The organism is Streptomyces sp. NPDC047028 (assembly GCF_040644095.1).
In the GTDB taxonomy this organism is placed as follows: Bacteria; Actinomycetota; Actinomycetes; order Streptomycetales; family Streptomycetaceae; genus Streptomyces.
This window is the reverse complement of record NZ_JBEYVS010000040.1, coordinates 48774-72737: the sequence shown is the minus strand read 5'-3', so window position 1 is coordinate 72737 and position 23964 is coordinate 48774. Positions and strand designations below refer to the sequence as shown.

20 protein-coding genes, 2 pseudogenes and 1 riboswitch are annotated in these 23964 nt (G+C 71.6%); of the genes and pseudogenes, 17 read left to right on the top strand and 5 right to left on the bottom strand.

Annotated features, from left to right (window positions below; genetic code table 11):
* Nucleotides 1-109 precede the first annotated feature (109 nt).
* Nucleotides 110-873 (bottom strand): annotated as a pseudogene (locus ABZ854_RS29365) (IS5 family transposase).
* A 138-nt stretch (nucleotides 874-1011) separates the two neighbouring features.
* Complete coding sequence (locus ABZ854_RS29360; protein ID WP_361216543.1) at nucleotides 1012-2403, bottom strand: solute carrier family 23 protein; 1392 nt, start codon at nucleotides 2401-2403, stop codon at nucleotides 1012-1014.
* 133 nt (nucleotides 2404-2536) lie between these two features.
* Between ABZ854_RS29360 and ABZ854_RS29355 the strand changes: the two genes are divergently transcribed.
* Together ABZ854_RS29355 and ABZ854_RS29350 are read left to right on the top strand one after the other, a co-directional pair.
* The gene (locus ABZ854_RS29355) at nucleotides 2537-3793 is read left to right on the top strand and encodes an alginate lyase family protein (RefSeq protein WP_361216540.1); all 1257 of its coding nucleotides are present in this window, start codon (nucleotides 2537-2539) and stop codon (nucleotides 3791-3793) included.
* Nucleotides 3794-3922: 129 nt separating this feature from the next.
* Nucleotides 3923-4381 (top strand): acyl-CoA thioesterase, encoded by a 459-nt coding sequence (locus tag ABZ854_RS29350; RefSeq protein ID WP_361216537.1) that lies wholly within the window; start codon nucleotides 3923-3925, stop codon nucleotides 4379-4381.
* On the opposite strand, the gene ABZ854_RS29345 is transcribed toward ABZ854_RS29350, so the two are convergent.
* Nucleotides 4341-5555: an MFS transporter gene (locus tag ABZ854_RS29345; protein ID WP_361216534.1), complete on the bottom strand. Its 1215-nt coding sequence runs from the start codon at nucleotides 5553-5555 to the stop codon at nucleotides 4341-4343. The genes ABZ854_RS29350 and ABZ854_RS29345 overlap by 41 nt on opposite strands.
* Before the next feature lie 123 nt (nucleotides 5556-5678).
* Here ABZ854_RS29345 and ABZ854_RS29340 point away from each other — a divergent pair, with 123 nt between their 5' ends.
* From ABZ854_RS29340 to ABZ854_RS29295, 10 genes are all read left to right on the top strand, one after another.
* Nucleotides 5679-7058, top strand: coding sequence for an ROK family transcriptional regulator (locus tag ABZ854_RS29340; protein WP_361216531.1), 1380 nt, complete (start codon nucleotides 5679-5681; stop codon nucleotides 7056-7058).
* Nucleotides 7059-7437: 379 nt separating this feature from the next.
* Nucleotides 7438-7568, top strand: a riboswitch (FMN riboswitch).
* 158 nt (nucleotides 7569-7726) lie between these two features.
* The gene (locus ABZ854_RS29335) at nucleotides 7727-8329 is read left to right on the top strand and encodes a riboflavin synthase (RefSeq protein ID WP_361216528.1); all 603 of its coding nucleotides are present in this window, start codon (nucleotides 7727-7729) and stop codon (nucleotides 8327-8329) included.
* Complete coding sequence (locus tag ABZ854_RS29330; protein ID WP_361216525.1) at nucleotides 8326-8967, top strand: nicotinamide mononucleotide transporter family protein; 642 nt, start codon at nucleotides 8326-8328, stop codon at nucleotides 8965-8967. Before ABZ854_RS29335 ends, ABZ854_RS29330 begins: the two co-directional genes overlap by 4 nt.
* Nucleotides 8964-10253, top strand: coding sequence for a bifunctional 3,4-dihydroxy-2-butanone-4-phosphate synthase/GTP cyclohydrolase II (locus tag ABZ854_RS29325; RefSeq protein WP_361216522.1), 1290 nt, complete (start codon nucleotides 8964-8966; stop codon nucleotides 10251-10253). The genes ABZ854_RS29330 and ABZ854_RS29325 overlap by 4 nt, the downstream gene beginning before the upstream one ends.
* A 21-nt stretch (nucleotides 10254-10274) precedes the next feature.
* On the top strand, nucleotides 10275-10760 hold the full coding sequence (gene ribH / locus ABZ854_RS29320) for a 6,7-dimethyl-8-ribityllumazine synthase (protein ID WP_361216519.1): 486 nt from the start codon (nucleotides 10275-10277) through the stop codon (nucleotides 10758-10760).
* Between the two features lie 34 nt (nucleotides 10761-10794).
* On the top strand, nucleotides 10795-11067 hold the full coding sequence (locus ABZ854_RS29315; RefSeq protein WP_016434182.1) for a phosphoribosyl-ATP diphosphatase: 273 nt from the start codon (nucleotides 10795-10797) through the stop codon (nucleotides 11065-11067).
* Nucleotides 11068-11133: 66 nt separating this feature from the next.
* Complete coding sequence (gene hisG, locus ABZ854_RS29310; RefSeq protein ID WP_129310363.1) at nucleotides 11134-11997, top strand: ATP phosphoribosyltransferase; 864 nt, start codon at nucleotides 11134-11136, stop codon at nucleotides 11995-11997.
* A gap of 14 nt (nucleotides 11998-12011) precedes the next feature.
* Entirely contained in the window at nucleotides 12012-12476 is a 465-nt protein-coding gene (locus tag ABZ854_RS29305; RefSeq protein WP_361216516.1) for a PH domain-containing protein, read from the top strand.
* A 225-nt stretch (nucleotides 12477-12701) separates the two neighbouring features.
* The gene (locus ABZ854_RS29300) at nucleotides 12702-14036 is read left to right on the top strand and encodes a hemolysin family protein (protein WP_361216513.1); all 1335 of its coding nucleotides are present in this window, start codon (nucleotides 12702-12704) and stop codon (nucleotides 14034-14036) included.
* A complete protein-coding gene (locus tag ABZ854_RS29295; RefSeq protein ID WP_361216510.1) occupies nucleotides 14033-15091 on the top strand; it encodes a hemolysin family protein in 1059 nt (352 codons plus the stop codon). The genes ABZ854_RS29300 and ABZ854_RS29295 overlap by 4 nt, the downstream gene beginning before the upstream one ends.
* A gap of 233 nt (nucleotides 15092-15324) precedes the next feature.
* Here the strand turns inward: ABZ854_RS29295 and ABZ854_RS29290 are convergent, their stop codons facing one another.
* Nucleotides 15325-17187 carry an AAA family ATPase gene (locus ABZ854_RS29290; RefSeq protein ID WP_361216507.1) on the bottom strand — a complete coding sequence of 621 codons (1863 nt, stop codon included), beginning with the start codon at nucleotides 17185-17187 and terminating at the stop codon, nucleotides 15325-15327.
* 430 nt (nucleotides 17188-17617) lie between these two features.
* Nucleotides 17618-18237, bottom strand: a pseudogene (locus ABZ854_RS29285) (hypothetical protein).
* A 252-nt stretch (nucleotides 18238-18489) separates the two neighbouring features.
* Here ABZ854_RS29285 and ABZ854_RS29280 point away from each other — a divergent pair.
* The 5 genes from ABZ854_RS29280 to ABZ854_RS29260 all read left to right on the top strand — a co-directional run bounded on the left by ABZ854_RS29280 (nucleotide 18490) and on the right by ABZ854_RS29260 (nucleotide 23682).
* A complete protein-coding gene (locus ABZ854_RS29280; RefSeq protein ID WP_361216504.1) occupies nucleotides 18490-19446 on the top strand; it encodes a hypothetical protein in 957 nt (318 codons plus the stop codon).
* 128 nt (nucleotides 19447-19574) lie between these two features.
* Complete coding sequence (locus ABZ854_RS29275) at nucleotides 19575-21029, top strand: amino acid permease (RefSeq protein ID WP_361216549.1); 1455 nt, start codon at nucleotides 19575-19577, stop codon at nucleotides 21027-21029.
* Nucleotides 21030-21306: 277 nt separating this feature from the next.
* Complete coding sequence (locus tag ABZ854_RS29270) at nucleotides 21307-22683, top strand: peptidase C39 family protein (protein WP_361216501.1); 1377 nt, start codon at nucleotides 21307-21309, stop codon at nucleotides 22681-22683.
* A 99-nt stretch (nucleotides 22684-22782) separates the two neighbouring features.
* Nucleotides 22783-22923, top strand: coding sequence for an SCO1431 family membrane protein (locus ABZ854_RS29265; RefSeq protein ID WP_361216498.1), 141 nt, complete (start codon nucleotides 22783-22785; stop codon nucleotides 22921-22923).
* 99 nt (nucleotides 22924-23022) lie between these two features.
* A complete protein-coding gene (locus ABZ854_RS29260) occupies nucleotides 23023-23682 on the top strand; it encodes a TetR/AcrR family transcriptional regulator (protein ID WP_361216495.1) in 660 nt (219 codons plus the stop codon).
* Nucleotides 23683-23964 lie beyond the last annotated feature (282 nt).

The window sequence follows — 23964 nt, the reverse complement described above, 5'->3', positions numbered from 1 at the left end:
CGACCCCAAGCCCTACGTCTGGACAAAGACCGCGGACGAAATCCTTGAACGCCTCGCCTCATATCTGAACAGAATTCCCGACTCAGAACACTAGGTCGTGTCCGCAAAGTCAGGGCAGCCAGAGTCGTAGGCAGGCGAGGGTAACCAGGGCTTGGTAGTGGCGTGCGCGTTTGTCGTAGCGGGTGGACAGGGCTTTGTTGTGTTTGAGCCGGTTGAAGCAACGCTCGACGACGTTGCGGCGTCGGTAGGTGGTCCGGTCGAGCCGGCAGAGGCTCTCGCCCCGGCGGATTCGGCCGTTGATCTGGTCGATCCGCTCGGGGATGGCCGCCTTGATGCCGCGTCTGCGCAGGTAGGAGCGGATCTTCGTGGACGAGTAGCCCTTGTCGGCGGCGACCCGCTCGGGCCGAGTTCTGGGGCGGCCCGGTCCGCACCGACTGACGCTGATGCGGGCCATGACGTGCTCGAACTGGGTGCAGTCGTTGACGTTGCCGGCCGTGATGGTGAAGGCGAGGGGCCGGCCCTGGCCGTCGCAGGCGAGATGGATCTTCGTGGTCAGTCCGCCGCGGGAGCGGCCGATCGCCTCGCCCGGCCAGAGCCCCCTTTTCGGGCCCCGGCCGCGTGCTGGTGGGCCCGCACGGTCGTGGAGTCGACACACACCACGCTCCAGTCGACCGTACCGACGGCGTCGCAGTGCTGCTGGACATGGGCCAGGAGCCGGTCCCAGGTCCCGTCGGCCGACCAACGGCGGAAGCGCTCGTAGACCGTCTTCCACGGCCCGTACCGCTCAGGCAGGTCCCGCCAGGCGGCGCCTGTGGAGAGCTTCCACAGGATCCCGTTGAGCACCTGACGGCGGTCCCGCACCGGCCTGCCCATCCGCGACGGAGCCAGCAACGGCTCGATCACCGCCCACGATTCATCGGTCAACTCATGACGACGCACCACGAACAGACCAACGACGCCACCACTTTGCGGACACGACCTAGGGCGTGGGGTGCCCACGGCTCGGGGCGTCTACGGCTCGGTGCGCGGGGCCCGGTCGTCGTAGGAGGACGTCCCCTCGTCCAGCAGCGGCTGCCGTCCCTTCAGGTGCGGGGGCGCGAAGGCGCGCAGCACGTGGTAGCCGGTGATGACGACCAGCGTGCCGAGGGCGATGCCGCTGAGGGAGAAGGTGTCGCTGAACTTCATGGTCACGTTGCCGACGCCGATGATGATGCCGGCGGCGGTCGGGACCAGGTTCAGCGGATTGCGCAGGTCCACCCCGGCGTTGAGCCAGATCTGCGCGCCGAGGAGCCCGATCATGCCGTACAGGATGACCGTGATGCCGCCGAGCACCCCGCCCGGGATCGCGGCCACCACCGCGCCGAACTTGGGGCAGACGCCGAAGAGGAGCGCGAAGCCGGCGGCGGCCCAGTAGGCGGCGGTGGAGTAGACGCGGGTCGCGGCCATCACGCCGATGTTCTCGGAGTACGTGGTGTTCGGCGGCCCGCCGACCGCGGTCGACAGCACCGAGGCGACGCCGTCCGCCGAGATCGCCGTACCGAGCTTGTCGTCCAGCGAGTCGCCGGTCATCTCGCCGACCGCCTTGACGTGCCCCGCGTTCTCCGCGACCAGGGCGATCACGACGGGCAGCGCGACGAGGATCGCCGACCACTGGAAGGACGGCCCGTGGAAGTGCGGCAGGCCGATCCAGTCGGCGTGGGAGACGCCGGAGAGGTCCAGGCGCCAGTGGTCGGTGACCTTGCCGCCCGGGCCCATGGAGTGGATCCTGCCGAAGATCCGGTCGAAGGCCCAGGAGATGCCGTACCCGAAGACCAGGCCGAGGAAGATGGCGACGCGGGACCAGAAGCCGCGCAGGCAGACCACGGCGAGCCCGGTGAACAGCATGACCAGCAGGGCGGTCCACTGGTCCTGCGGCCAGTACGCGGAGGCGGTGACCGGGGCCAGGTTGAAGCCGATCAGCATGACGACGGCGCCGGTGACGATCGGCGGCATGGCCGCGTGGATGATCCGCGCGCCGAACCGCTGCACCGCGAGCCCCACGAGGAACAGCACGGCGCCGACGACGAGGATCGCCCCGGTCACCGTCGCGCTCGTGCCGCCCTGGGCGCGGATCACGGCGGCCACGCCCACGAACGACAGCGAGCAGCCGAGGTAGCTGGGCACCCGGCCGCGCGTGGCGAGGAGGAAGATCACCGTCGCCACGCCGGACATCATGATGGCCAGGTTCGGGTCGAGACCCATCAAGACGGGGGCGACGAACGACGCACCGAACATCGCGACCACGTGCTGGGCGCCGAGACCCACGGTGCGGGGCCAGGAGAGCCGTTCGTCGGGGCGTACCACCGCTCCGGGCGCGGGAACGCGTCCGTCACCGTGCAGCTTCCAGCGCACGCCGAGATCCATGGTGGGGTTTCGCTTTCTGTGTACGTGAAGACGTTCCGGACCATTGTCAGGGGTAGCTGGGCGCTCTACGCTCACACGGTCTCATTCATGAACATCATTCATATACATGTCCCATGACTCTCAGGAGTGTCCGATGGGCGTCAGATCCCGAGCGGCCCTCGTCCTCGCCGCCGTGGTCGCGTGCGGAGCCGTACTCGTCCCCTCCGCACACGCGGCACCGCGCACCCCGGCCACCGCCGTCCTCGACGGCGCCCGGCTCCAGCGGGCACGGGCCCGCCTGCCCCACGACCCCGCGCTGCGCCGTGCGGTCGCGGCGCTGACCGACCGCGCGGACAGCTGGCTCGGCCAGGGGCCCTGGACGGTCGTCGACAAGCCCCGGCCCGCGCCCGGCGGCGACGTCCACGAGTACCTCAGCCAGGCGCCCTACTGGTGGCCCACCACGGCCCCCACCGCCGGCAACCCGTGGGGGTGCCCGTACGTCCAGCGCGACGGGCAGCGCAATCCCGAGGTCGACAGCGGCACCGACCGGCAGGACGCCGAGAAGGTCTTCGACTCGGCGTACGACCTCGCGCTCGCCTGGTACTACACCGGCAGACGGAGCTACGCCGAGAAGGCCGGGCAGATCCTGCGCACCTGGTTCCTGGACCCGGCCACCCGGATGAACCCCGACCTGGACCACGCACAGTTCATCCCGTGCAAGTACGACGGCCGGGCCATCGGCGTCATCGACTTCTCGCAGTCGTACACGAGCGTGCTCGACGCGCAGGCCCTCCTCGCCACCGGTGCCCCCGGCTGGACCGCCGGCGACCGCGCCGCGATGCGCGGGTGGAACTCCCGCTTCCTGGGCTGGCTGAAGAACAGCGCCTTCGGCAAGCAGGAGGGCGCCGCCGCCAACAACCACGGCACGTTCTACGACATGCAGCTCGCCGCTCTCGCCTACGCCACCGGCGACCGGGCGCTGGCCCGGCGCACCGTGCTCGACGCGCGCGCGAAGCGGATCGACCCGCAGATCGCGGGCGACGGCGGTCAGCCGCAGGAGCTCGCCCGCACCCGCAGCTGGCACTACTCCACGTTCGACCTGGTCGCCTACACCCGGCTCGCGGCCATCGGCCGGCACGTGGGGGTGGACCTGTGGCACTACCGCGGCCCCGACGGGCAGAGCCTGTTCAAGGCGGTCGACTATCTGCTGCCCGCCGCTACGGGAGCCGCCGCGTGGCCGCACCCGGAGCTGGAGTTCCACCGGTACGCGGCGAGCGACGTGGTGCACGCGGCGGCGGACGCGGGCGACCGGGCGGCGCGGGAGGCCGTACCGGACCTCCAGGCGCCTCCCGGCGGTGACCTGTGGGCCCTGCGGCCCGCCTCCGAGCAACTGGACTCGATCGCGGGATGACCGTGCCGGGCTGTTGACCAGGGCGTTCCCCGGCCCTCCCGTCGCCGGGCGGGCGCTGAGCGGTCGCTTAGTATGGAAGGGATCGGGGGCGTCCCGCGCCCCGCCCGTCCTGTTCAGGGAGTTCCACCCGTGACCGCCGAAGCCCCGTCCGCCCCCGTCGTCGCCCACGGCCGGCTGATCCCCGTCACCGTCCACTTCGACGACCTCGACGCGCTGGGGCTCCTCCACAACGCCCGCTACCCGCTCATGGTCGAGCGCGCCTGGACCGAGCTGTGGAACGAGCACGGGGTGCGCTTCGACGGCGACTGGGTGGCGGCCGGGGACGCCTGCAACGCGGTCAGGGAACTCACCATCACCTATGAGGCGCCGGTGACCCGCCCCGGCGGCTACGCCGTCCACCTCTGGCTGGAACGGCTCGGCACCACCGGCCTGACCTACGGCTTCCGGTTCTGCTCCGCCGACGGGACCGAGACCTACGCGCGCGGCACCCGGGTCCTGGTCCGGCTGGACGCGGCGACGCTGCGGCCGGCCCCCTGGAGCGAGGGCTTCAGGGCCGTGGGTCGGGGACTGCTGCGGCCCGCCGGCTGACGTCGCCGGCGCCGCCGCGCTCCGCGGTGCGCAGCACGCCCGCGAACAGGGCGAGACCGAAGGCCAGCGCGGACACCACGCAGAACGAGACCATCAGGCTGGTCGCCTGGGCCACCCCGCCGATCAGGCTCGGTGCGATCAGCCCCGAGGTGTAGGTGATGGTCGCGACGCCCGCGATGGCCTGACTGGGGTTGGGCCCGGCGTGCCCCGCCGCGGCGAAGCACAGCGGCACGACCACCGCGATGCCGAGCCCCATCAGCGCGAACCCCGTCATCGCCACCGCCGGCTGCCCCGCGACGACGATCAGCACGCCGCCGAACACGGCGAGGCAGCCGCCGGCCCGCACGGTGCGGACCGCGCCGAAGCGGTTCACCACCGCGTCCCCGGCGATCCGGGCCACCGCCATGGTCAGCATGAAGCCGGTCGTCGTCGCGGCGGCCAGACCGGCCGAGGTGGCCAGCTGGTCGCGGAGGTAGACCGCCGACCAGTCCAGGCTCGCGCCCTCCGCGAACACCGCGCAGAAACCGACCGCGCCGATCAGCAGCGCCGAGCGGGGCGGCAGCGCGAACCGCGGCGGCGGCTCCTCGTCCTCGGCGGGCTGCACGTCGAGGACCCGGCCGGCGGCCAGCACGCCCAGGACGGTGAGGACGGCCGCGGCGAGCAGGAAGTGCACGCGCGCGTCCGCGCCGAGGTGCGCGGCGAGAGTGCCCCCGGCCGAGCCGATCAGCGCGCCCGCGCTCCACATGCCGTGCAGCCCCGACATGATGGACTTGCCGAGCAGCCGCTCCACCTCGACCCCGAGCGCGTTCATCGCCACGTCGGCCATGCCCGCGCAGGCGCCGTAGGTGAACATCGCCAGGCACAGCGTGTACAGGTTCGGCGCGAGGCCCGGCAGGACGAGCGACAGCGTCCACAGCGCGATGAGGCCGCGCAGGGCCGTCCGGCTGCCGAAGGTGTGGCTGATCCGGCCGGCCAGCGGCATGGCGCACGAGGCGCCGAGCGCGGTGAAGGCCAGCGCGAATCCGAGCCGGCCCGCGCTGAGGGAGGCGTGTTCCTGGACCCAGGGCACGCGGGTGGCGAAGGAACCGGTCACGGCGCCGTGCACGGCGAAGACGGCCGCGACCGCGTACCGGGCGCGCCGGACCTCCTCGCGTGTGTACCCCACGTCGGCCATGGCCCGGCCCCTCCCTCGTCCGGTGGTGTACCTCCCCGTCCAGTGGTACCGCCGTAAACTATCAGGGACCCTGCCTGATAGATAGTGGGTATCACGACGCCCGTCTCTGGGAGGATTCCGGTCATGCCCGCATCACCCAGCACCGCCCGGGCCATCAACGACCGGGTCGCCCTGTGTCTGCTCCAGCAGGAAGGCCCGCTGACCGCGGGGGAGTTGAAGAGGCTCACCGGACTGTCCCGGCCGACGGTCGCCGACCTCGTGGACCGGCTCACCGCGGCCGGCCTGATCACGGTGGTCGGCGAGTCCGGAGCGCAGCGCCGGGGCCCGAACGCCCGCCTCTACGGCATCGTCGCCGACCGCGCCCACCTCGCCGCGCTCGATGTGCGCACCGGAGGCGTCTCCGTGCTGGTGTCCGACCTGGTGGGCCGGGTGCTCGCCGAGGCGTCCGTGCCCATCGGCGGCGGCACCGGCACCGGAACGGCGGTGGAGCGGGCGGTGGCCGCGGTGGAGCGGGCCGCGAAGGAGGCCGGCGCCGGCCGGCTGCACACCGTCGGCATCGGCGCGCCGGGCCTGATCGACCCCGCGACCGGTGACCTGCGCGACTCCGGCGGACTGCCCGCCTGGCACCGCCGCCTGGTCGCCGCACTCCAGGAGCGGCTGCCCGAGGCCCGGGTCACCGTCGAGAACGAGACCAACCTGGCCGCGCTGGCCGAACAGCGCGAGGGCGCCGCCCGGGACCGCGACACGTTCGTCCTGCTGTGGCTCGGCCACGGAGTCGGCGCGGCGGTCGTCCTGGACGGCGCGCTCCGCCGCGGCGCCTCCGGCGGCACCGGCGAGATCGGCTTCCTGCCGGTGCCGGGCACGACGTCCCTGCCCTCGGCCGGCGACTGCGACGGCGGTTTCCACTCCCTGGCCGGCGCGGCGGCGATCGGGGACCTGGCCCGCAAGTGCGGGCTCCTGGCGCCGGAGGCGGCGGACGGTCCGGGCGCGACGGATGGTCCGGGCGCGGCGGCGGTGGTCCGGGACGCGGTGGCGGCTGTGGCGAACACGGGGGCGGAGTCCGCGGGCGCGGATGCGGGGGCGAGGCCCGTCGGCGGGGGTGTTGATCCGGTGCCCGAGGGCGGGCTTGCAGGTTTGGTGTCCGAAAGTGGGGGTGCGGGGCCGAGGCCCGACGGCGGGAATGCGGATCCGGCGTCCGAGGGTGGGGGAGCCGGTCCGGCCTCCGCCCGTTTCCTGGACGTCCTCGCCGACCGGATCGCCCTCGGCGTCGCGTCCGTGGTCGCCGTCCTGGACCCGGGATGCGTGGTGCTCGGCGGGGAGATCGGCCGGGCCGGGGGAGTGGAACTGGCCGGCCGGGTGGAGCGGCGGATCCGCCGGATGTCGCCGCTCGCCACCGAGGTGCGGGCAAGTGGCCTGGGTGGCGCGGCCGTCCTGCGGGGCGCCCTGCTGACGGCACGCGACCGCGCCCAGGACGAGCTGTTCGCACCCCCGGAGCGGCCCTGACGGGGCAGCTTTGACCGGCAGCCCTGATCGACGGCGCTGACCGGCAGTTTTGACCGGCAGTTTTGACCGGCGGCCTTGACCAAATACTCCGATCGGCGGGCCTGGCCGGCGGCCGCCGCGCGCCCGGCGCGATCGACGGCCCGGCGGCGGGCAAGGGCCGTCGTCACCGCCGCCGGGCCCGCCCGCACCCTAATTGGACTAGACCAGCATGGTCAATGGGTTCGGGGCCCCGGGGCGAGGTCAACGGCCCTTGACGCCCAGGCCGGTTGGGCTGCGCGGTTCCGGTGCGCAAGTCCAGGGACACGTACTGTGAGCGAAGCCACACCGATCGCCTGTCTGGGTGAGTGCGAGGCGTGGCACACTGGCCTCGTACCAGAAGCAGCGCACTCCGGGGTCGGTGAAATTCCGAACCGGCGGTTACAGTCCGCGACCCGGTCGCTTCCAGCGGCCGGTTGACCAGGTGAAATTCCTGGACCGACGGTTAAAGTCCGGATGGGAGGCAGTGCGCGGCGGGCGGGCACGTGTATCCGTGCGCGTCGCCGTATTCGGGCTCGGTCCCTGCGTGGACCGGCCTCTCTCGGCGTCGTCCCGATGTGCTCACCCGTTGATTCTGTCGTCATCGACAGGCCCCGGAGTCCGTGCCCGAATGAGGCAGGAGGACCCGGGAAGTGTTCACCGGAATCGTCGAAGAACTGGGTGAGGTCACCGCCGTCGAGAACCTCGGCGACGCCTCCCGCTTCCGTCTCCGCGGCCCCGTCGTGACCGGGGGCGCCCAGCACGGCGACTCCATCGCCGTGAACGGCGTCTGCCTCACCGTCGTCGAACACGAGGGCGACGAATTCACTGCCGACGTCATGGCCGAGACCCTGAACCGCTCCAGCCTGGGCGCGCTCACCGTCGGCTCCCGCGTCAACCTGGAGCGCCCCATGGCCGTCGGCGCGCGCCTCGGCGGGCACATCGTGCAGGGACACGTCGACGGCACCGGCGAGGTGCTGGAGCGCAAGCCCTCCGAGAACTGGGAGATCGTCAAGGTCTCGCTCCCCGCGGACCTCGCGCGCTACGTCGTCGAGAAGGGTTCCATCACCGTCGACGGCATCAGCCTCACCGTCGTCGACGCCGGCCCCGACTACTTCACCGTCAGCCTCATCCCGACCACGCTGGCCCTCACCACGCTCGGCGTGAAGCAGCCCGGCGACCCGGTCAACCTCGAAGTGGACGTCATCGCCAAGTACGTCGAGCGGCTGATGGCCGGTCAGGGGGCCGGACGGTGAACTGGCTCAACTCCGAGGCGTTCACGCTCTTCGGCCAGCGCATCATCTGGTCCGACATGACCGGCAACATCCTGGGCCTGATCACCCTCGCGCTCGGCTGGCGCCGCTCCCTGTGGACCTGGCCCGTGCAGTTCCTCTCCGGACTGGTCCTGTTCGCCGCCTTCTACGGCCACCTGACCGGCAGCGCCGGCAAGCAGGCCGTCGTCATGGCCGTCGCCCTGTACGGCTGGTGGCAGTGGCAGCGCGACAAGGACCGCTCCGCGGACGGCCACATCACCCCCCGGTTCGCCACCTGGCGCGAACGCGCCGCCATGGTCGCGGCCGCCGCGGCCGGCACCGTCGCCGTGGCCCTCCTCTTCAAGGCATACCCGTCCCTCTCCTGGGACCCCTGGCCGGACGCGTACATCTTCGTCGGCACCGTCGTCGCCATGTACGCCCAGGCGCGTGGCATGGTCGAGTTCTGGTTCGCCTGGCTCCTCGTCGACCTCGTCGGCGTCCCCCTCAACTTCGCGAACGGCTACGCCTTCTCCGGCTTCGTCTACGTCATCTACGGCGCACTCGTCCTGTGGGGCATGCGCGACTGGTGGCTGCGCTCCCGCAAGAGCCCGCAGCCCGTCCTGGAAGGAGCGCCGGCATGACCTCGGCACCGATCCTCTACAGCACGGACGACATCGAGGACTTCCGCCTCGACCCCGTCGAACAGGCCGTCGCCGACATCGCGCTCGGCCGCCCCGTCGTGGTCGTCGACGACGAGGACCGCGAGAACGAGGGCGACCTCGTCATCGCCGCCGAGAAGGCGACCCCCGAGATCGTCGCCTTCATGATGAGCGAGTGCCGCGGCCTGATCTGCGCCCCCATGGAGGGCGCGGAACTCGACCGGCTGCGGCTGCCGCAGATGGTCGAGGACAACACCGAGTCCATGAAGACCGCGTTCACCGTCTCCGTGGACGCCTCCGCCGCGCACGGCGTGAGCACCGGCATCTCCGCCGCCGACCGCGCCACCACGCTCCGGCTGCTGGCCGGCGGCACCGCCGAACCCACCGACCTCGTCCGCCCGGGCCACGTCTTCCCGCTGCGCGCACGGGACGGCGGCGTCCTGGTCCGCAACGGCCACACCGAGGCCGCTGTCGACCTCGCCCGGCTCGCCGGGCTCCGCCCGGCCGGTGCCATCGTCGAGATCGCCGGCGAGGACGGCCGCATGCTCCGGCTGCCCGAGCTGATCCCGTTCGCCCGCAAACACGGCCTGACGATCATCTCCATCGAGGACCTCATCGCCTACCGCCGTACCAGCGAGCCCACCGTCCGCCGCGAGGCCGAGACCCGCCTGCCCACCCGGTACGGCACCTTCACCGCCTACGGCTACCGGTCCACCGTCGACGGCGTCGAGCACGTCGCCCTCGTCCACGGCGACATCGGCGACGGCGAGGACGTCCTGGTCCGCGTCCACTCCGAATGCCTCACCGGCGACATCTTCGCCTCCCTGCGCTGCGACTGCGGCCCCCAGCTGGACGCCTCGCTGGAACGCATCCAGGCCGAGGGCCGGGGCGTCGTCGTCTACCTTCGCGGCCACGAGGGGCGCGGCATCGGCCTGCTGTCCAAACTGCGGGCGTACGAACTCCAGGAGCAGGGCCGTGACACCCTCGACGCCAACCTCGAACTCGGCCTGCCCGCCGACGCCCGGGACTACGGCGCCGGCGCACGGATCCTCGCCGACCTCGGCGTCCGCGGCGTCCGCCTGATGACCAACAACCCCGACAAGACCGACGCGCTGCTGCGCCACGGCCTGAAAGTCACCGGCCGCGAGCCGATGCCCGTCCAGGCCGGCGAGCACAACCTGCGGTACCTGCGCACCAAGCGGGACCGGATGGGGCACGATCTGCCCTGGCTGGACACGCCGGCCGTGTCCACCTGCGGCAACCAGTAAGAGAACGCACTGAGGAGAGACGTGAGCGGCAAGGGTGCACCGGAGCTGTCCGTACGCAACGCGAGCGACCTGCGGGTCGCCGTCATCGCGGCGCAGTGGCACGAGAAGGTGATGGACGGTCTGGTCAACGGCGCGATGCGCGCCCTCCACGAGCTGGGCATCGACGAGCCGACCCTGATCCGGGTGCCCGGCAGCTTCGAACTGCCGGTCGCCGCCAAGGTCCTCGCGGGCCGCGGCTACGACGCGGTCGTCGCGCTCGGCGTCGTCATCCGCGGCGGCACCCCGCACTTCGACTACGTCTGCCAGGGCGTCACCCAGGGCCTGACCCAGGTGTCGATCGAGACCGGCGTGCCCGTCGGATTCGGCGTGCTCACCTGCGACACCGAGGAGCAGGCCCTGGACCGGGCCGGTATCGAGGGCTCGAACGAGGACAAGGGCCACGAGGCGGTGACCGCGGCGGTCGCGACCGCCGCCACGCTGCGCTCAGTATCTGAACCCTGGCACTAGGGAGTCGCCCGAACCGCGTAGGGTAAGGCTCACCATGTCCAAGAAGACGTTCGAGGAGCTGTTCACCGAGCTCCAGCACAAGGCCGCCCACGGCGATCCCGCCACTTCCCGCACCGCTGAGCTGGTCGGCAAGGGCGTCCATGCCATCGGCAAGAAGGTCGTCGAGGAGGCCGCCGAGGTGTGGATGGCCGCCGAGCACGAGGGCAAGGAGGCGGCGGCCGAGGAGATCTCCCAGCTGCTGTACCACGTCCAGGTGATGATGGTCGCCCGCGGGATCTCCCTGGACGACGTCTACGCCCACCTCTGAGCCGTACGGCCGAGCCCTGCCCCGCCCCCGTCCCCGTAGAAGAACGAGCAAAGGAAGCCGAACCTCATGCTGCGCATCGCCGTCCCCAACAAGGGTTCCCTGTCCGGCCCTGCGGCGGAGATGCTGCATGAGGCCGGCTACCAGCAGCGCCGCGAGTCCAAGGAACTGCGGATCGTCGACCCCGAGAACGACGTCGAGTTCTTCTACCTCCGCCCCCGCGACATCGCGATCTACGTCTCCTCCGGCCGCCTCGACATCGGGGTGACCGGCCGGGACCTGCTCGTCGACTCCGGTGCCGACGCCGAGGAGATCCTCCCGCTCGGCTTCGCCCGCTCCACGTTCCGCTTCGCCGCCAAGCCCGGCACCGCGCAGGGCATCGAGGACCTCAAGGGCAGGACGGTCGCCACCTCCTACGAGGGAATCGTCGCCGGACACCTCGCCGACCGCGGCGTCGACGCCTCCGTCGTCCACCTCGACGGAGCCGTCGAGACCGCCATCGAACTCGGCGTCGCCGAGGTCATCGCCGACGTCGTCGAGACCGGCACCTCGCTGCGCAACGCCGGCCTGGAGGTCTTCGGCGAGCCCATCATGAAGTCCGAGGCCGTCGTCATCCGCCGCACCGGCGCAGCCGCCGAGGCCGACGACGCCGACGAGGCGAAGGTCCAGCAGTTCCTGCGCCGCCTGCAGGGCGTCCTGGTCGCCCGGACGTACGTGATGATGGACTACGACTGCCGCGTCGAGCAGCTGGAGCGGGCCGTCGCCCTGACCCCCGGCCTGGAGTCCCCGACCGTCTCCCCGCTGCACAACGAGGGCTGGGTCGCCGTCCGCGCCATGGTCCCGTCCCGGGAGGCCCAGCGCATCATGGACGACCTGTACGAGATCGGCGCCCGTGCCATCCTGACCACGGCCATCCACGCCTGCCGCCTCTGAGGGACCGCTCGACCATGTCCGACACGTCCGGCCTCCCCGCCCTGCCCGTCACCTTCCGCCCGGGCCACACCCGCGTGATCCTGCTCACCGCGGGCCTGGCGATCTTCCTGGTCATCACCTGGATCGCCCTGCTGCTGGAGCAGCTCGGCCCGGGGGAGCGGCTCACCTTCATCCTCACCGGCGCGCTCCTCTTCTGGGTGCTCGCCCAGCTAGCCCGGGTGAAGGTCGTCGCCGACGAGACCGGTGTCACCGTCGTCAACATCGTCAGCAGAAGGCGTCTGGACTGGGCGGAGATCCTCCAGGTGAACCTCCGCCCGGGCGACCCCTGGGTGTTCCTCAACCTCAGTGACGGCACCAGCCTGCCCGCCCTCGGCATCCAGCCGGGCCTCGCCCGGAAGCGGGCCATCGCCGACGCACAGGCGCTCCGGGCCCTCGCCGACGCCCACGCGACGGCCCGTACGGCGGAAGATCAGGGCTGAGTCGGGGGCGTCCACCCTGCCGCACCGGGCCCGGTCTTGACTAATCTGTTGGCGGAGGCTTTTTCGTCGCGCCTCCGTCCCCGCTGCGCCACCCGGCGCACGGGGCTTCCTGCTACCCGAGGAGTGACCCTCTCCGGCGATGGACGGATCGTCCTGTAGTACCTGCGCCGCCCCCTCCCGACATACCGCGGACCGCGTCCGTGAGACCTCGGAGGCGGCGGCATCATGACCATCCCCCTGCTGCTCCTGGCAGCGGCGTTCCTGCTCATCCTCGCCAACGGCTTCTTCGTCGCCGCCGAGTTCGGGCTCGTCACCGTCGAGCGCCCGGAGGCCGAGAAGGCGGCCGCCGACGGCGACAGGCGGGCCCGCACGGTCGTCGAGTCGCTCAAGGAGCTGTCATTCCAGCTCTCCGGCACCCAGCTCGGCATCACCATCACCTCCCTCGTCGTCGGCATGCTCGCCGAACCGGCCCTCGCCGCCCTTCTGCGCGGTCCGTTCGCCGCGACCGGCCTTCCCGGCGGCGCCGTCTCCGGCATCGCCGTGGTCGTCGGCATGCTGCTCGCCTCCGCCATCCAGATGGTGATCGGCGAACTCGTGCCCAAGAACTGGGCGGTGTCCAAGCCACTGCAGGTCGCCCGGTTCGTGGCCGGCCCGCAGCACCGCTTCGCCCTGCTGTTCCGCCCGGTGATCGCCATGCTCAACACGGTCGCCAACCGGCTCGTGCGGGCCCTCGGCGTCGAACCCGCCGACGAGCTTGCCTCCGCCCGCACCCCCGGCGAACTGGTGTCATTGGCCCGGCACTCCGCGCGGGCGGGCGCCCTGGAGCAGGACACCGCCGACCTGTTCGTGCGCACGCTGTCGCTGGGCGAGCTGACCGCGCAGCACGTGATGACCCCGCGCGTGAAGGTCAGCGCCCTGCAGGCGTCGGCGACCGCCGAGGACGTCGTCAACCTCACCCGCGCCACCGGCCTGTCCCGCTTCCCCGTCTACCGGGAGAAGATCGACGAGATCGTCGGCATGGCCCACCTCAAGGACGCGCTCGCCGTCCCCGTGCACGAGCGGCTGCGCACCCCGGTGAGCCGGATCGCCCGCAAGGCGCTCCTCGTCCCCGAGACCCTGCCCGTCCAGCCGCTGCTCGCCCGGCTGCGCAGCGAGCAGCCCATCGCCGTCGTCGTCGACGAGTACGGCGGCACGGCCGGTGTGGTCACCCTGGAGGACATCGTCGAGGAACTCGTCGGCGAGGTCCGCGACGAGCACGACGCCAAGGACATGCCCGAACTGGCCGCCGCCCCGCCCGAGGACGGCAGGCCCGCGTGGGACGTGGACGGCAGCTGCCGCGTCGACATCCTGCAGCGCATAGGCCTCGACGTGCCGGAGGGGCCGTACGAGACGGTCGCCGGCCTCGTCGCCGACCTGCTCGGCCGCATTCCCGCCCCCGGCGACCGGGCCGAACTGCCCGGCTGGCGGCTGTCCGTCCGCCAGGTCGGCCACTACCGCGCCGAACGGGTCCGCCTGGTCCGCACCGCCCCCGCGGTGAACGTGATGGAGGCCGTCCGATGAGCGTCCTCCAACTGGTCTTCGCCGGACTGCTCGTGCTCGCCAACGGCTTCTTCGTCGGCGCCGAGTTCTCCCTCGTCTCCGTCCGCCGCAGCCAGATCGAACCGCTCGGCACCGCGCGGGCCCGGCAGGTGCTGTACGGGCTGGAGCGGCTGCCGCAGATGATGGCCGCGGCACAGTTCGGCATCACCGTCTGCTCCCTGACGCTGGGCGCGGTCGCCGAGCCGACGGTGGCGCACCTGCTGGAGCCGGTGTTCGCGGCGGTCCACCTGCCTGACGGCATGGTCCACCCGCTGGGCTACGTCATCGCCCTCGCCGCGGTGGTCTTCTTCCACCTCGTCATCGGCGAGATGGTGCCGAAGAACCTCGCGATGGCCGCGCCCGAGAAGGCCGCGCTGTGGCTGAGCCCCGGGCTCGTCGCCTTCGCGCGGCTGTGCAGGCCGATCACCGTCGCGCTCGGCGCCTGCGCGCAGGGCATTCTGCGGCTGTTCCGGGTCGAGCCGAAGGACGAGGTCGAGGCGGTCGTCACCAGCGAACAGCTCAACCGGCTCCTGGAGGACTCCGGTCAGGCTGGGCTGCTGGGCCCGGAGGAGCGGGAACGACTGGAGGACGCGCTGGAACTGGGCTCCCGCCCGGTCACCGACGTCCTCCTCACCCGCGAGTCCCTCGTCACGGTGCCGCCGTCGGTCACTCCCGGCGAAATCGTCGCCCTCACCGCCCGCACGGGCTACTCCCGCTTCCCGGTGGCCGCGGAGAAGGGGGCGTTCATGGGGTACGTGCACGTCAAGGACGTCCTGGACGTGGAGGACTCCGACCGCGCTGTGCCGCAGCACGTGTGGCGCCCCATGACCACGCTCCGCGCGGAACTGCCCCTCGACGACGCGCTCACGGTGATGCGCCGGGCGGCGACCCACCTGGCCCAGGTCGCCGACGCCTCCGGCCGCGTCCTCGGCCTCGTCGCCCTCGAGGACGCGCTCGAACTCCTCGTCGGCGAAGTCCGAGACCCGGCCCACAGAGTGACTCCCCCACCAGAACCAGAACAGGTCCTGGCCACGTAACCCCGAGCGCCGTCGTCGGGTGCGGCCGAGTGGGGGCTGTTCGCGCAGTTCCCCGCGCCCCTGACGGGGCACGTATGCACCTAGCTGCGGGCATGCGTGCCGCCAGGGGGCGGCACGGGTGGGCGCAGCGGCACCCTGGCAGCGCCGGTGAGCGGACCCACCTGGCCGGCGGCAGCCCGCGGCGCCCTCGCAGCGCCGGTGAGCGGGCCCGCTCCCGGCTGGCGGCGCGTGCCTCACAGGGCCGAGGGGTCCGAGGGGCCTCGGCCCGAGAGGACCTCGCCGTAGGCCTGCATCAGGTCAGGAAGGCGGAGCGTGGCGAGGTCGTCGCGGGACAGCGACCCGAGATACCCGGACAACCGCAGATCCCGGTACGCACAGCTCTTCTCGTACAGCGTCCGCAGAAACCGCCCGTTCCCGAGCTCGTCGATCCACCCCTGCTCCACCACATGCCCGGCAATGGACCCCAGCTCCTCCAGCGCCTCCTCGTCCCACCCGTCCCCGTTCTCCGCCGCGAGCACTTCCCCGATCGAGGTGAGTTCGCCCGGCCGGTAGGACGGGAAGTCCACCCGCGTGGTGAACCGCGACGACAACCCGGGGTTGGCCGCGAGCAGCCGGTCCATGCCCTCCGGGTAGCCGGCCAGGATCACCACCAAATGGTCCCGGTTGTCCTCGGCCCGCTTCAACAGCACCTGCAACGCCTCGTCCCCGTAGGCGTCCCCCTTGCCGTACCCGGAGTTGGACAGCGAGTACGCCTCGTCCACGAACAGCACCCCGCCGATCGCGGAGTCGATCAGCTCGTTCGCCTTCACGGCGGTCTGCCCGAGGTACTCGCCGACCAGATCGGCCCGCTGCGCCTCCACCAGGTGGTCCCCGCCCAGCAGACCGAGCGCGTAGAACACCCGGCCCAGGATCCGCGCGACCGTGGTCTTCCCCGTCCCGGACGGCCCCGAGAACACGAAGTGCCGCTTCGGCGGCTGCACCGGCAACCCCTGCACGGCCCGCAGCCGCGCCATGTTCAGCTGCGCCGACAACGCCTTGACCTGGCGCTTGACCGGTTCCAGCCCCACCATCCGCTCCAGCTCGGCCAGCGCCTCCTCCAGCAGCGCGGGATCGGTCGGCCCGGCGGGCAGTCCGGAGGACGACGTGACGGTCTTCGCCCGCACCGCCGGATCACCCACCGACGGCAGCGGCCCGGTCGGCAGGTCGGGCTCGGGCAGCCGCAGGTCCCGCCCGTCGGTGCCGAACAACGGATCGAAGAGGTCCTGCCCGTCCACCACGTCCTGCCCGGCCCCGGTGAGGGTGATCGCGGCGAAACCGGCCGCGTCCTCGTACCCGTCGCCCTCGGCGATCGCGGCCAGCCGGGCCGAGGTGTCCATGAAGGCCGGGTCGACGCGGTGCACCGCCCGGTACAGAGGGAGCGCGGCGGCACTGCGGCCGGTGCCCTCGTGCGCCCGCGCCAGCCAGTAGCGCAGCTCCTTGCGCTGCGGCTGCTCACTGCGGCACCGCATCAGCGCCGACGAGAGCAGCGGCTCGGCGTGCCCGTACATCTCCAGCCGGACCCGGGCCATCCCGCCGAACAGGCCGGCCTCGATGCCGAGCAGCGTGTCGTCGAGCAGGGGATCGGTGTGCCGTACGAGCTGCTCCCAGTCCTTGACCAGATAGGCTCGGCAGGCGTGCAGGAAGCGGACCTGCGGGTCGGTGTCCACCGGGGGGAGGCCCGCGAGCGCCCGGTCCAGCTCGGGCACGTGCCGGCCGTCCAGCCAGTGCGAGGCGTGCGCGAGCAGCAGATCGCGCGGGCTCTCCAGCACCGGCTGCACCCACCAGCCCAGCCAGTACCAGGAGTTGAGGGTGCGGCGGTGCCGCCCGCGCTGCTCCCCGAAGCGTTCTCGGTGCCGGAACATCCTGAGCAGTGCGGTGGTGGTGTCGACGCGCAGCGCGTGCAGTCCGAGCCAGGCGTCGGCCATGCCGGGGTCCATCCTCACCGCGGCGCGGAACTCCTCCTCCGCCTGCGGATAGGCGCCCATCGTGTAGGCGTCCACACCCCGCAGCCAGGCGAGGCCGGCCGGGGCCTCGGGGCCCTGCGTGCCGAAGTCCATCACGTCCCCCACAGACCGTGCCCCCGTAGGTTCGCCACCGGGCGGTGGCCCGGCGGCCCGCCGCGGTCGAACCGCCCTGCCGCGGACCGGAGTTGCGGTGCGCGAGGCAGCTGCTCGAAGGTCGCACCGAGGGCATCGTACCCGCGGCACGACCGCGCGCCGTAGGGTGCCGCACCGGCCGTTCGGCGAGGTGGGAGCAGACGGGGCGCACGGGGAGCGGTGACCGAGGGTGAGCGGCGCGGTGCGCGGGGCGGCCGCGAAAGCGGCTGCGGGCAGAACGAAGCCCCCGATCACGGGGGAACAACCGGGGGCTTCGCGCATGCGGGCGGCTCCGAATGGCCGCACATTGAGAACGTAAGTCCTGTACGGCCCCCGGGTCAAGCGGAGTTGAGGCTCTCGGAGAAGTTGCCGGACAAGGGTCTTCACAAGTTCAGCACATTGCCGACAGTCCGTCACCGTGGGTCACAACTGGTCCGGTCCAACCGTCGCACCAGGCCCGGAACGCACCTCGTACCCCAGGGGAGACCGCAGCACCAGAAGGTCGGCGTACGGCCGCGAGGGGTCGTCGGCGAAGTGCGCCCGCTCCGCCCTGACCCACCCGTCCCAGAACTCCCGCTGTTCCGTCCCGTCCCGCGCCCGGCCCCGCGCCCAGGACTCCTCCGGGGACACCTCCATCCACAGCAGCCGCGTCAGATGCGGCCGCAGCGCCCGGCGCCCGGCACCGACGCCCTCGACGAGGATCACGGGTGCCGGCGGCAGCGTGCGGGGCGGCCCGAAGCGCCGGGCTCGCCAGTCGTAGGGGGTGCAGAGCGCGTTCTCGCCGCGGGTGAACGGGTCGATGACCTGGGTGAGCAGCCGCTCCGTCCACGAGAACAAGTGCTCGTGGCTCGCGACGTCGTCCAGGTGCAGCACGGGCGCCTCGCCGAGGGCTGCGGCCAGCCGTCCCGCGAAGGTGGACTTCCCGGACCCGGCGTGCCCGTCGACGCCGACCAGCCGTACCGGCCCGCAGGACGGGGGGAGCCCGCTGAGCCGGGCGGCGAGGTGGTGAATGGTGATTCCCGAGGTGTGGTGCGGTGTGGGGGGTTTTCCGGAAACATTCTAGTAGAAGCCCATAGCGGGTGGACCGGTGGGACGGAAAAACGTCACACCTTGAACCAACGGCTGACCGTCGGTCAATCGCCCCGGAATAACATTCCGAATCCGCTGACCGATATGTCGAATTCGGCGTTCCTGTTGTGCTCCCCGCTGAGTAAGGTGCTCCTGCGCAAGTGCGACGCGTCGTACGGGGACGGACAGGGGAACATGACCGCGGGGTTATTCGAAGGGCACTACGTATGGCATCCGGCGGCCGACGACCGCACCCTGGCGGGCGTATGCGTCGACGTGCGGGCCGGACGTTATCGGAGCGCGTACGAAGCTCTCGCCGAGACGCGTTCCGACTTCGGGCTGCGCGCCCACCGCTCGCTGGTGCTGGCGTCCGAGGCGGCCGGCTCCGACCTGGTCGAACGCTGGCTGGACGAGGAGCCCTCACCCGAGGCCGCGCTGATGTGGGCCCGGGTGGCGGTGCAGCGCGCGGTCCGCGCCGCCGACGGCCGGGACGAACGCGCCGAGGCGCTGGAACGGATAGCGCTGGCGGCCTGTGACCGGGCCGGCGCGCTGGCCCCCGACGACCCCACGCCCTGGGCGGCCAAGCTGGCCATGGCCCGGCTGCACCGGCTGCGCGACCCCGCCCCGCAGGGCCTGCTGACCGCGCCGCCCGGCCCCTGGCGGCTGTTCGCGCACATCCTGTCCCTCGACCCGTGGCACCGCGAGGCCCACCACCGCTTCCTGTCGTTCTTCTTCTCGCGCCACGGCGGCTCGGTCAACGCGGCCTGGGACGTGGCCGCCTTCCTCAGCCAGCGGGCGCCCGCCGACTCCGCCCTCCGGCTGCTGCCCCTGGTGGCCCTCGTGGAGAGCTACAACCCGGGCCAGCTGCTCGCCGACCGCGTCTGGGAACAGCCGCAGTGGCGCTCCACCGCGCTCGCCATCTACCACAACTGGCTGCCCGCGGCGGCCGGTTACCGCTTCACCCCGGTGCTCGACCTGGCGTACCTCGCACACGCGCTGGTCATGGCCCAGCGCGAGTTCGAGGCCCGGGCGGTGTTCGCGGCGATGGGGCCGTACGCCTCGCGCATGCCCTGGAGCGTCTTCGGCGACCCCGCCGAGCAGCTCTCCCGGGCCCGGCGCGCATGCGGCCTGCCCGTCCCGGGACCCGCCTGACCCCGCACGTGCCCTGCCCCACCGAGAAGAAAGGCCGATCAGTGTCGGAACGGACATCGAGACCCCGGGCCACGTCCCCCGCCGGTAAGGAACCGGAGCTGCTCGACGATGACGCCACTCTGCACGCGATGGGTTATCCGCGGAAACTGACCCGGCGCTTCAAGGCGTTCGACAACTTCGCGATCTCGTTCACCATCATCAATATCCTCTCGGGTATTTTCTCGTCCTTCGGATACGGTATGAACGCGGGCGGCCCGCGTATTCTCGTATTCGGCTGGATAGGTGTTTCCATCATGGTGCTGCTCATCGGCGCCGCCATGGCGGAAGTCGCCTCGGCCTATCCGACGAGCGGTGCGCTCTATTTCTCCGCCGGTAAACTCGCCAAGCGGCACAAGGGTGCCTGGTCCTGGTTCACGGGCTGGCTGAACTTCGTCGGCCAGATCGGCGGGACCGCCGCGACCGGCTACGCAGCGGCCACCTTCATACAGGCGTTCATCGCCCTGCAGTGGTCGTCGTACCAGCCCACCACCCACCAGACGGTGCTGATCACAGCCTTGATCATCGTGCTGCAGGGGCTGGCCAACACCTACACCGTCCAGCTCGTCGCCGTACTCAACCGCATTTCCGTATGGTGGCTGATCATCGGACTCGTGGTGATCGTGAGCACACTCATCGTGATGCCCGACCATCACCAGTCGGCGTCCTTCGTCACGCATTTCGTGAACAACACCGGCTTCACCAACGGACTTTACGGCGGCATGCTCGGTCTGCTCGTCACCAGCTGGACCTTCACCGGCTTCGACGGCAGCTTCCACATGTCCGAGGAAACGGTCCAGGCGACGGTCAACGCCCCCAAGGGGATCACGCGGGCGATCGGCTATTCCGCGATCACTGGCCTGATCCTGATGCTGGCACTGGTCTACAGCATTAACGACTACGCCAAGGTGGCGAGTTCGGGTGCACCGCCCGTCCAGATTCTCATCGACGGCCTCGGCCTCGGCACCGCCAAGGTGATGCTCCTCATCGTCATCGGCGCGATGCTCTTCTGCGGCCTCGCCAACCTCACCAGCAACACCCGGCAGATCTTCGCCTTCTCCCGGGACGGCGCCATGCCCGGCTCGCGCTGGTGGCACTCGGTCTCGCCGCGCACCCGGACGCCCGTCAAGGCGGTCTGGCTCGCGGTGGGCTGCTCGCTCGCCCTCGTGATCCCCGGCTGGTGGTCGCACACGGCCTTCACCGCCATCGTCAGTGTCAACGTCGTCGGCCTCTTCCTGGCCTACGCCGTACCGATCTTCCTGCGGCTGCGGCTGGGCGACGCGTTCCAGGCCGGCCCCTGGCACCTGGGCCGCTGGGGCAAGCCGATCGGCTGGCTCGCGGTGGTCTGGATCCTGCTCAGCAGCGTGTTGTTCATGCTGCCGCAGGCCTCGCCGATCACCGTCGACTCCTTCAACTACGCGCCGATCGCGCTGGCCGTCGTCCTGCTCGTGGCCACGGTGTGGTGGTTCGCCACCGCCCGCCGCCGCTTCCAGGGCCCGGTCAGCTACGGCCGGCCGGACGAGGTCGCCGCGATGGACCTCATCTGAGCGAACCGGACCACTGAGCGAACCGGACCACTGAGCGAACCGGACCACTGAACGGACCGGACCACGGCCCCGGCGCACGGCTCGCCCGCCCGCGCCGGGGCCGTCCCGTGCCGGGGAACAGGCGATCCCGGTCCGGTGGAGCCGCCAGTGGACGAGACCAATATTGATGGCGTGGCGTGCGTCGAAGTGCTGGCAGGGCCCTGCGCGCTGCTCCATAGTTGGCGCACAACGTGCACCGGACCAGCCCCGACTCGCACCCCTGGGGGTACTCGCGCCCATGAGCAGAGCCGAACAGCCGTCCCGCAGAACCGTCCTCGCCGCCGCGGTCGTCGCCGCGGTGGCCGCGGGAGCCGCGGCGACCACGCCCGCGGCGGCCACCACGCAGGAGCCCGCCGACCACGACGACCCCGGCCGGGCCACCGCCCGCCCCGTCGACTACCACGCCTGGACGACCGTCCGGGACTGGCGTCGCGGCACCTCCGAGGGCGTCCGGGTCGTCGCCGGACACCGGCCCGGCGTCGTCATCGGCGCCGCGGCGGGCCGCACCGACTACACCGACCCGCACACCGGCACCACCGCCACCTGGGAGTACGCCACCTGGACCTCTCCCGAGCACCGGCTGAGCGCCCCGGCCACCGAGACGATCGCCTCCTGGAACGCGCACACCCCGGCCGGCACCTGGATCCAGGTCGAACTGCAGGGGTCGTACTCCGACCACACCGCCACCCCCTGGTACGTGATGGGCCGCTGGGCGGCCGGCGACCAGGACATCAAGCGGACCTCCGTCGACGGCCAGAGCGACGGAAAGAGCAGCATCTGGACCGACACCTTCGCCATCGACGACGCGAGCACCGGGCTGCGCCTCGCCTCGTACCGCCTGCGGCTGACCCTCTACCGCACCCCGGGCACCCGCCTCACGCCGACCGTGTGGCGGCTCGGCGCGATGGGCTCCGACATCCCCGACCGCTTCACCGTCCCCGCCTCCACGCCCGGCCTCGCCCAGGAACTGGCCGTCCCGCGCTACTCGCAGGAGACCCACAAGGGCCAGTACCCGCAGTACGACGGCGGCGGCGAGGCCTGGTGCAGCCCCACCTCCTCGCAGATGATCATCGAGTACTGGGGCGGCCGGCTCACTCCCGAACAACTGTCCTGGGTGGACCCCTCCTACGCCGACCCGCAGGTGGACAACGCGGCCCGCTTCACCTACGACTACCAGTACGAGGGCTGCGGCAACTGGCCGTTCAACGCCGCCTACGCGGCCACCTACGAGGGCGTCCAGGGCGTGGTCACCCGGCTCGGCTCGCTCACCGACCTGGAGACGCTGATCGCGGCCGGCATCCCGGCCATAACGTCCCAGTCGTTCCTCAGCACCGAGCTGACCGGCGCCGGATACGGCACCTCGGGCCATCTGATGACGGTGATCGGCTTCACCGCCGACGGCGACGTGATCGCCAACGACCCGGCCTCGCCGGGCGACCAGGCGGTCCGGCGCGTGTACCTGCGGCGGGAGTTCGAGAACATCTGGCTGCGCACCAAGCGGTACAACGCTTCCGGCAAGGTGGCCTCGGGCACGGGTGGCGTCTGCTACCTGTACTTCCCGGCCCACCCCAGCCCGCACCAGCGGATGGCGCTCGCGGCGGTGGGCGTGCGCTGACCGTGTGACCAACCTCTCCACCGCACGGGCCGTCGCGGATGGCAAGGTGGATGGACCCGTGGGGGATTCCCCCGATACGTCCGATCTCTGCGAGCGACCATGACCGCACACCCGGCCACCGCCACCCGCGTCCGCACGGGCGGGCCCAAGGAAGACGGGCCCGCGATCCTCGAACACGTGATGGGCTGGGTCCTCGTCGTGGTGACCGCGATGCTCGTCACCCGGCTCGGGCTGTTCTGATCCGGGCCGCGGTCCGCTCGGCCCGACGCCCGCTCGGTGGGCGGGAGTTGTTCTGACATACTGCGGATGTCCCGCCGACCGACTGGACCAGGGTCGAAATTGCCTACGAGTCCCCAGCGTGCCGCCGTCCACCGCCGGGTGCGCGGCACGGAGCGCTCCGTGGCGCGTCGTGCCGAACTCATCGCCATCGGGCGGAAGCTGTTCGCCGACACGTCCTACGACGCGCTGTCCATGGACGACATCGCGCGGCAGGCGCATGTCGCCAAGGGGCTGATCTACTACTACTTCCGCTCCAAGCGCGGCTACTACCTGGCGATCATCCAGGACGCCGTCGCCGACCTGGTCACCTCCGCCGCGAGCGGCCTGGAACTACCCGCCGTGGACCGCGTCCACCGCACGGTCGACAGCTACCTCCGCTACGCCGAGGGCCACCAGGCCGCCTACCGCACGATCACCAGCGGCGGCGTCGGCTTCGACACCGAGGTGCAGGCCATCCGGGACGGTGTGCGCGAGGCGATCGTGGCCACCATCGCCGAGGGCGCCTACGGCCGCAGCGACATCGCCCCGCTCGCGCGCATGGGCCTGCTGTCCTGGCTGTGCAGCGTCGAGGGAGCCACCCTGGATTGGATCGACCGCCCCGACCTCTCCCGCGACACCATGCGGGAACTGCTGGTCAAGGCGCTGGGCGGCACCCTGCGGGCCATCGAGGAGATGGACCCCTCCTACCCGGCGCCGCCACCGGCCCGTCGCGACGCCTGAGAACCGGAAGCGGACCTTCTGACGGCGCCGAGGCGGCCGAGATCGTGTCATGGACGCGTCGAACACCCCCCCGTAGTGGTGCGACCCCGGAAAGTCAGGGGTGGCTTCTCGAAGTAAGCGACCGTTAACTGGTGACGGGAGGTCGCGGATCGGGCATACTCACAGCGCAGCCGCTGGTCAGCCGCCTCCGAGACCCGGGAGCGAGCGCCGCGGCCGGAACCGGAACGATCAGGCGGAGCCGCCCCACCCAAGGCGCACGTCCGCCGATGTGCCCGAACAGGG

Coding starts and splice junctions, on each gene's coding strand:
- ABZ854_RS29295 (WP_361216510.1), top strand. CDS start 14,033: ATGAGCGTCCTCCAACTGGTCTTCGCCGGACTGCTCGTGCTCGCCAAC.
- ABZ854_RS29345 (WP_361216534.1), bottom strand. CDS start 5,555: ATGGCCGACGTGGGGTACACACGCGAGGAGGTCCGGCGCGCCCGGTAC.
- hisG (WP_129310363.1), top strand. CDS start 11,134: ATGCTGCGCATCGCCGTCCCCAACAAGGGTTCCCTGTCCGGCCCTGCG.
- ABZ854_RS29315 (WP_016434182.1), top strand. CDS start 10,795: ATGTCCAAGAAGACGTTCGAGGAGCTGTTCACCGAGCTCCAGCACAAG.
- ABZ854_RS29360 (WP_361216543.1), bottom strand. CDS start 2,403: ATGGATCTCGGCGTGCGCTGGAAGCTGCACGGTGACGGACGCGTTCCC.
- ABZ854_RS29325 (WP_361216522.1), top strand. CDS start 8,964: ATGACCTCGGCACCGATCCTCTACAGCACGGACGACATCGAGGACTTC.
- ABZ854_RS29305 (WP_361216516.1), top strand. CDS start 12,012: ATGTCCGACACGTCCGGCCTCCCCGCCCTGCCCGTCACCTTCCGCCCG.
- ABZ854_RS29265 (WP_361216498.1), top strand. CDS start 22,783: ATGACCGCACACCCGGCCACCGCCACCCGCGTCCGCACGGGCGGGCCC.
- ABZ854_RS29270 (WP_361216501.1), top strand. CDS start 21,307: ATGAGCAGAGCCGAACAGCCGTCCCGCAGAACCGTCCTCGCCGCCGCG.
- ABZ854_RS29355 (WP_361216540.1), top strand. CDS start 2,537: ATGGGCGTCAGATCCCGAGCGGCCCTCGTCCTCGCCGCCGTGGTCGCG.
- ABZ854_RS29340 (WP_361216531.1), top strand. CDS start 5,679: ATGCCCGCATCACCCAGCACCGCCCGGGCCATCAACGACCGGGTCGCC.
- ABZ854_RS29290 (WP_361216507.1), bottom strand. CDS start 17,187: ATGGACTTCGGCACGCAGGGCCCCGAGGCCCCGGCCGGCCTCGCCTGG.
- ABZ854_RS29280 (WP_361216504.1), top strand. CDS start 18,490: ATGACCGCGGGGTTATTCGAAGGGCACTACGTATGGCATCCGGCGGCC.
- ABZ854_RS29300 (WP_361216513.1), top strand. CDS start 12,702: ATGACCATCCCCCTGCTGCTCCTGGCAGCGGCGTTCCTGCTCATCCTC.
- ABZ854_RS29275 (WP_361216549.1), top strand. CDS start 19,575: ATGGGTTATCCGCGGAAACTGACCCGGCGCTTCAAGGCGTTCGACAAC.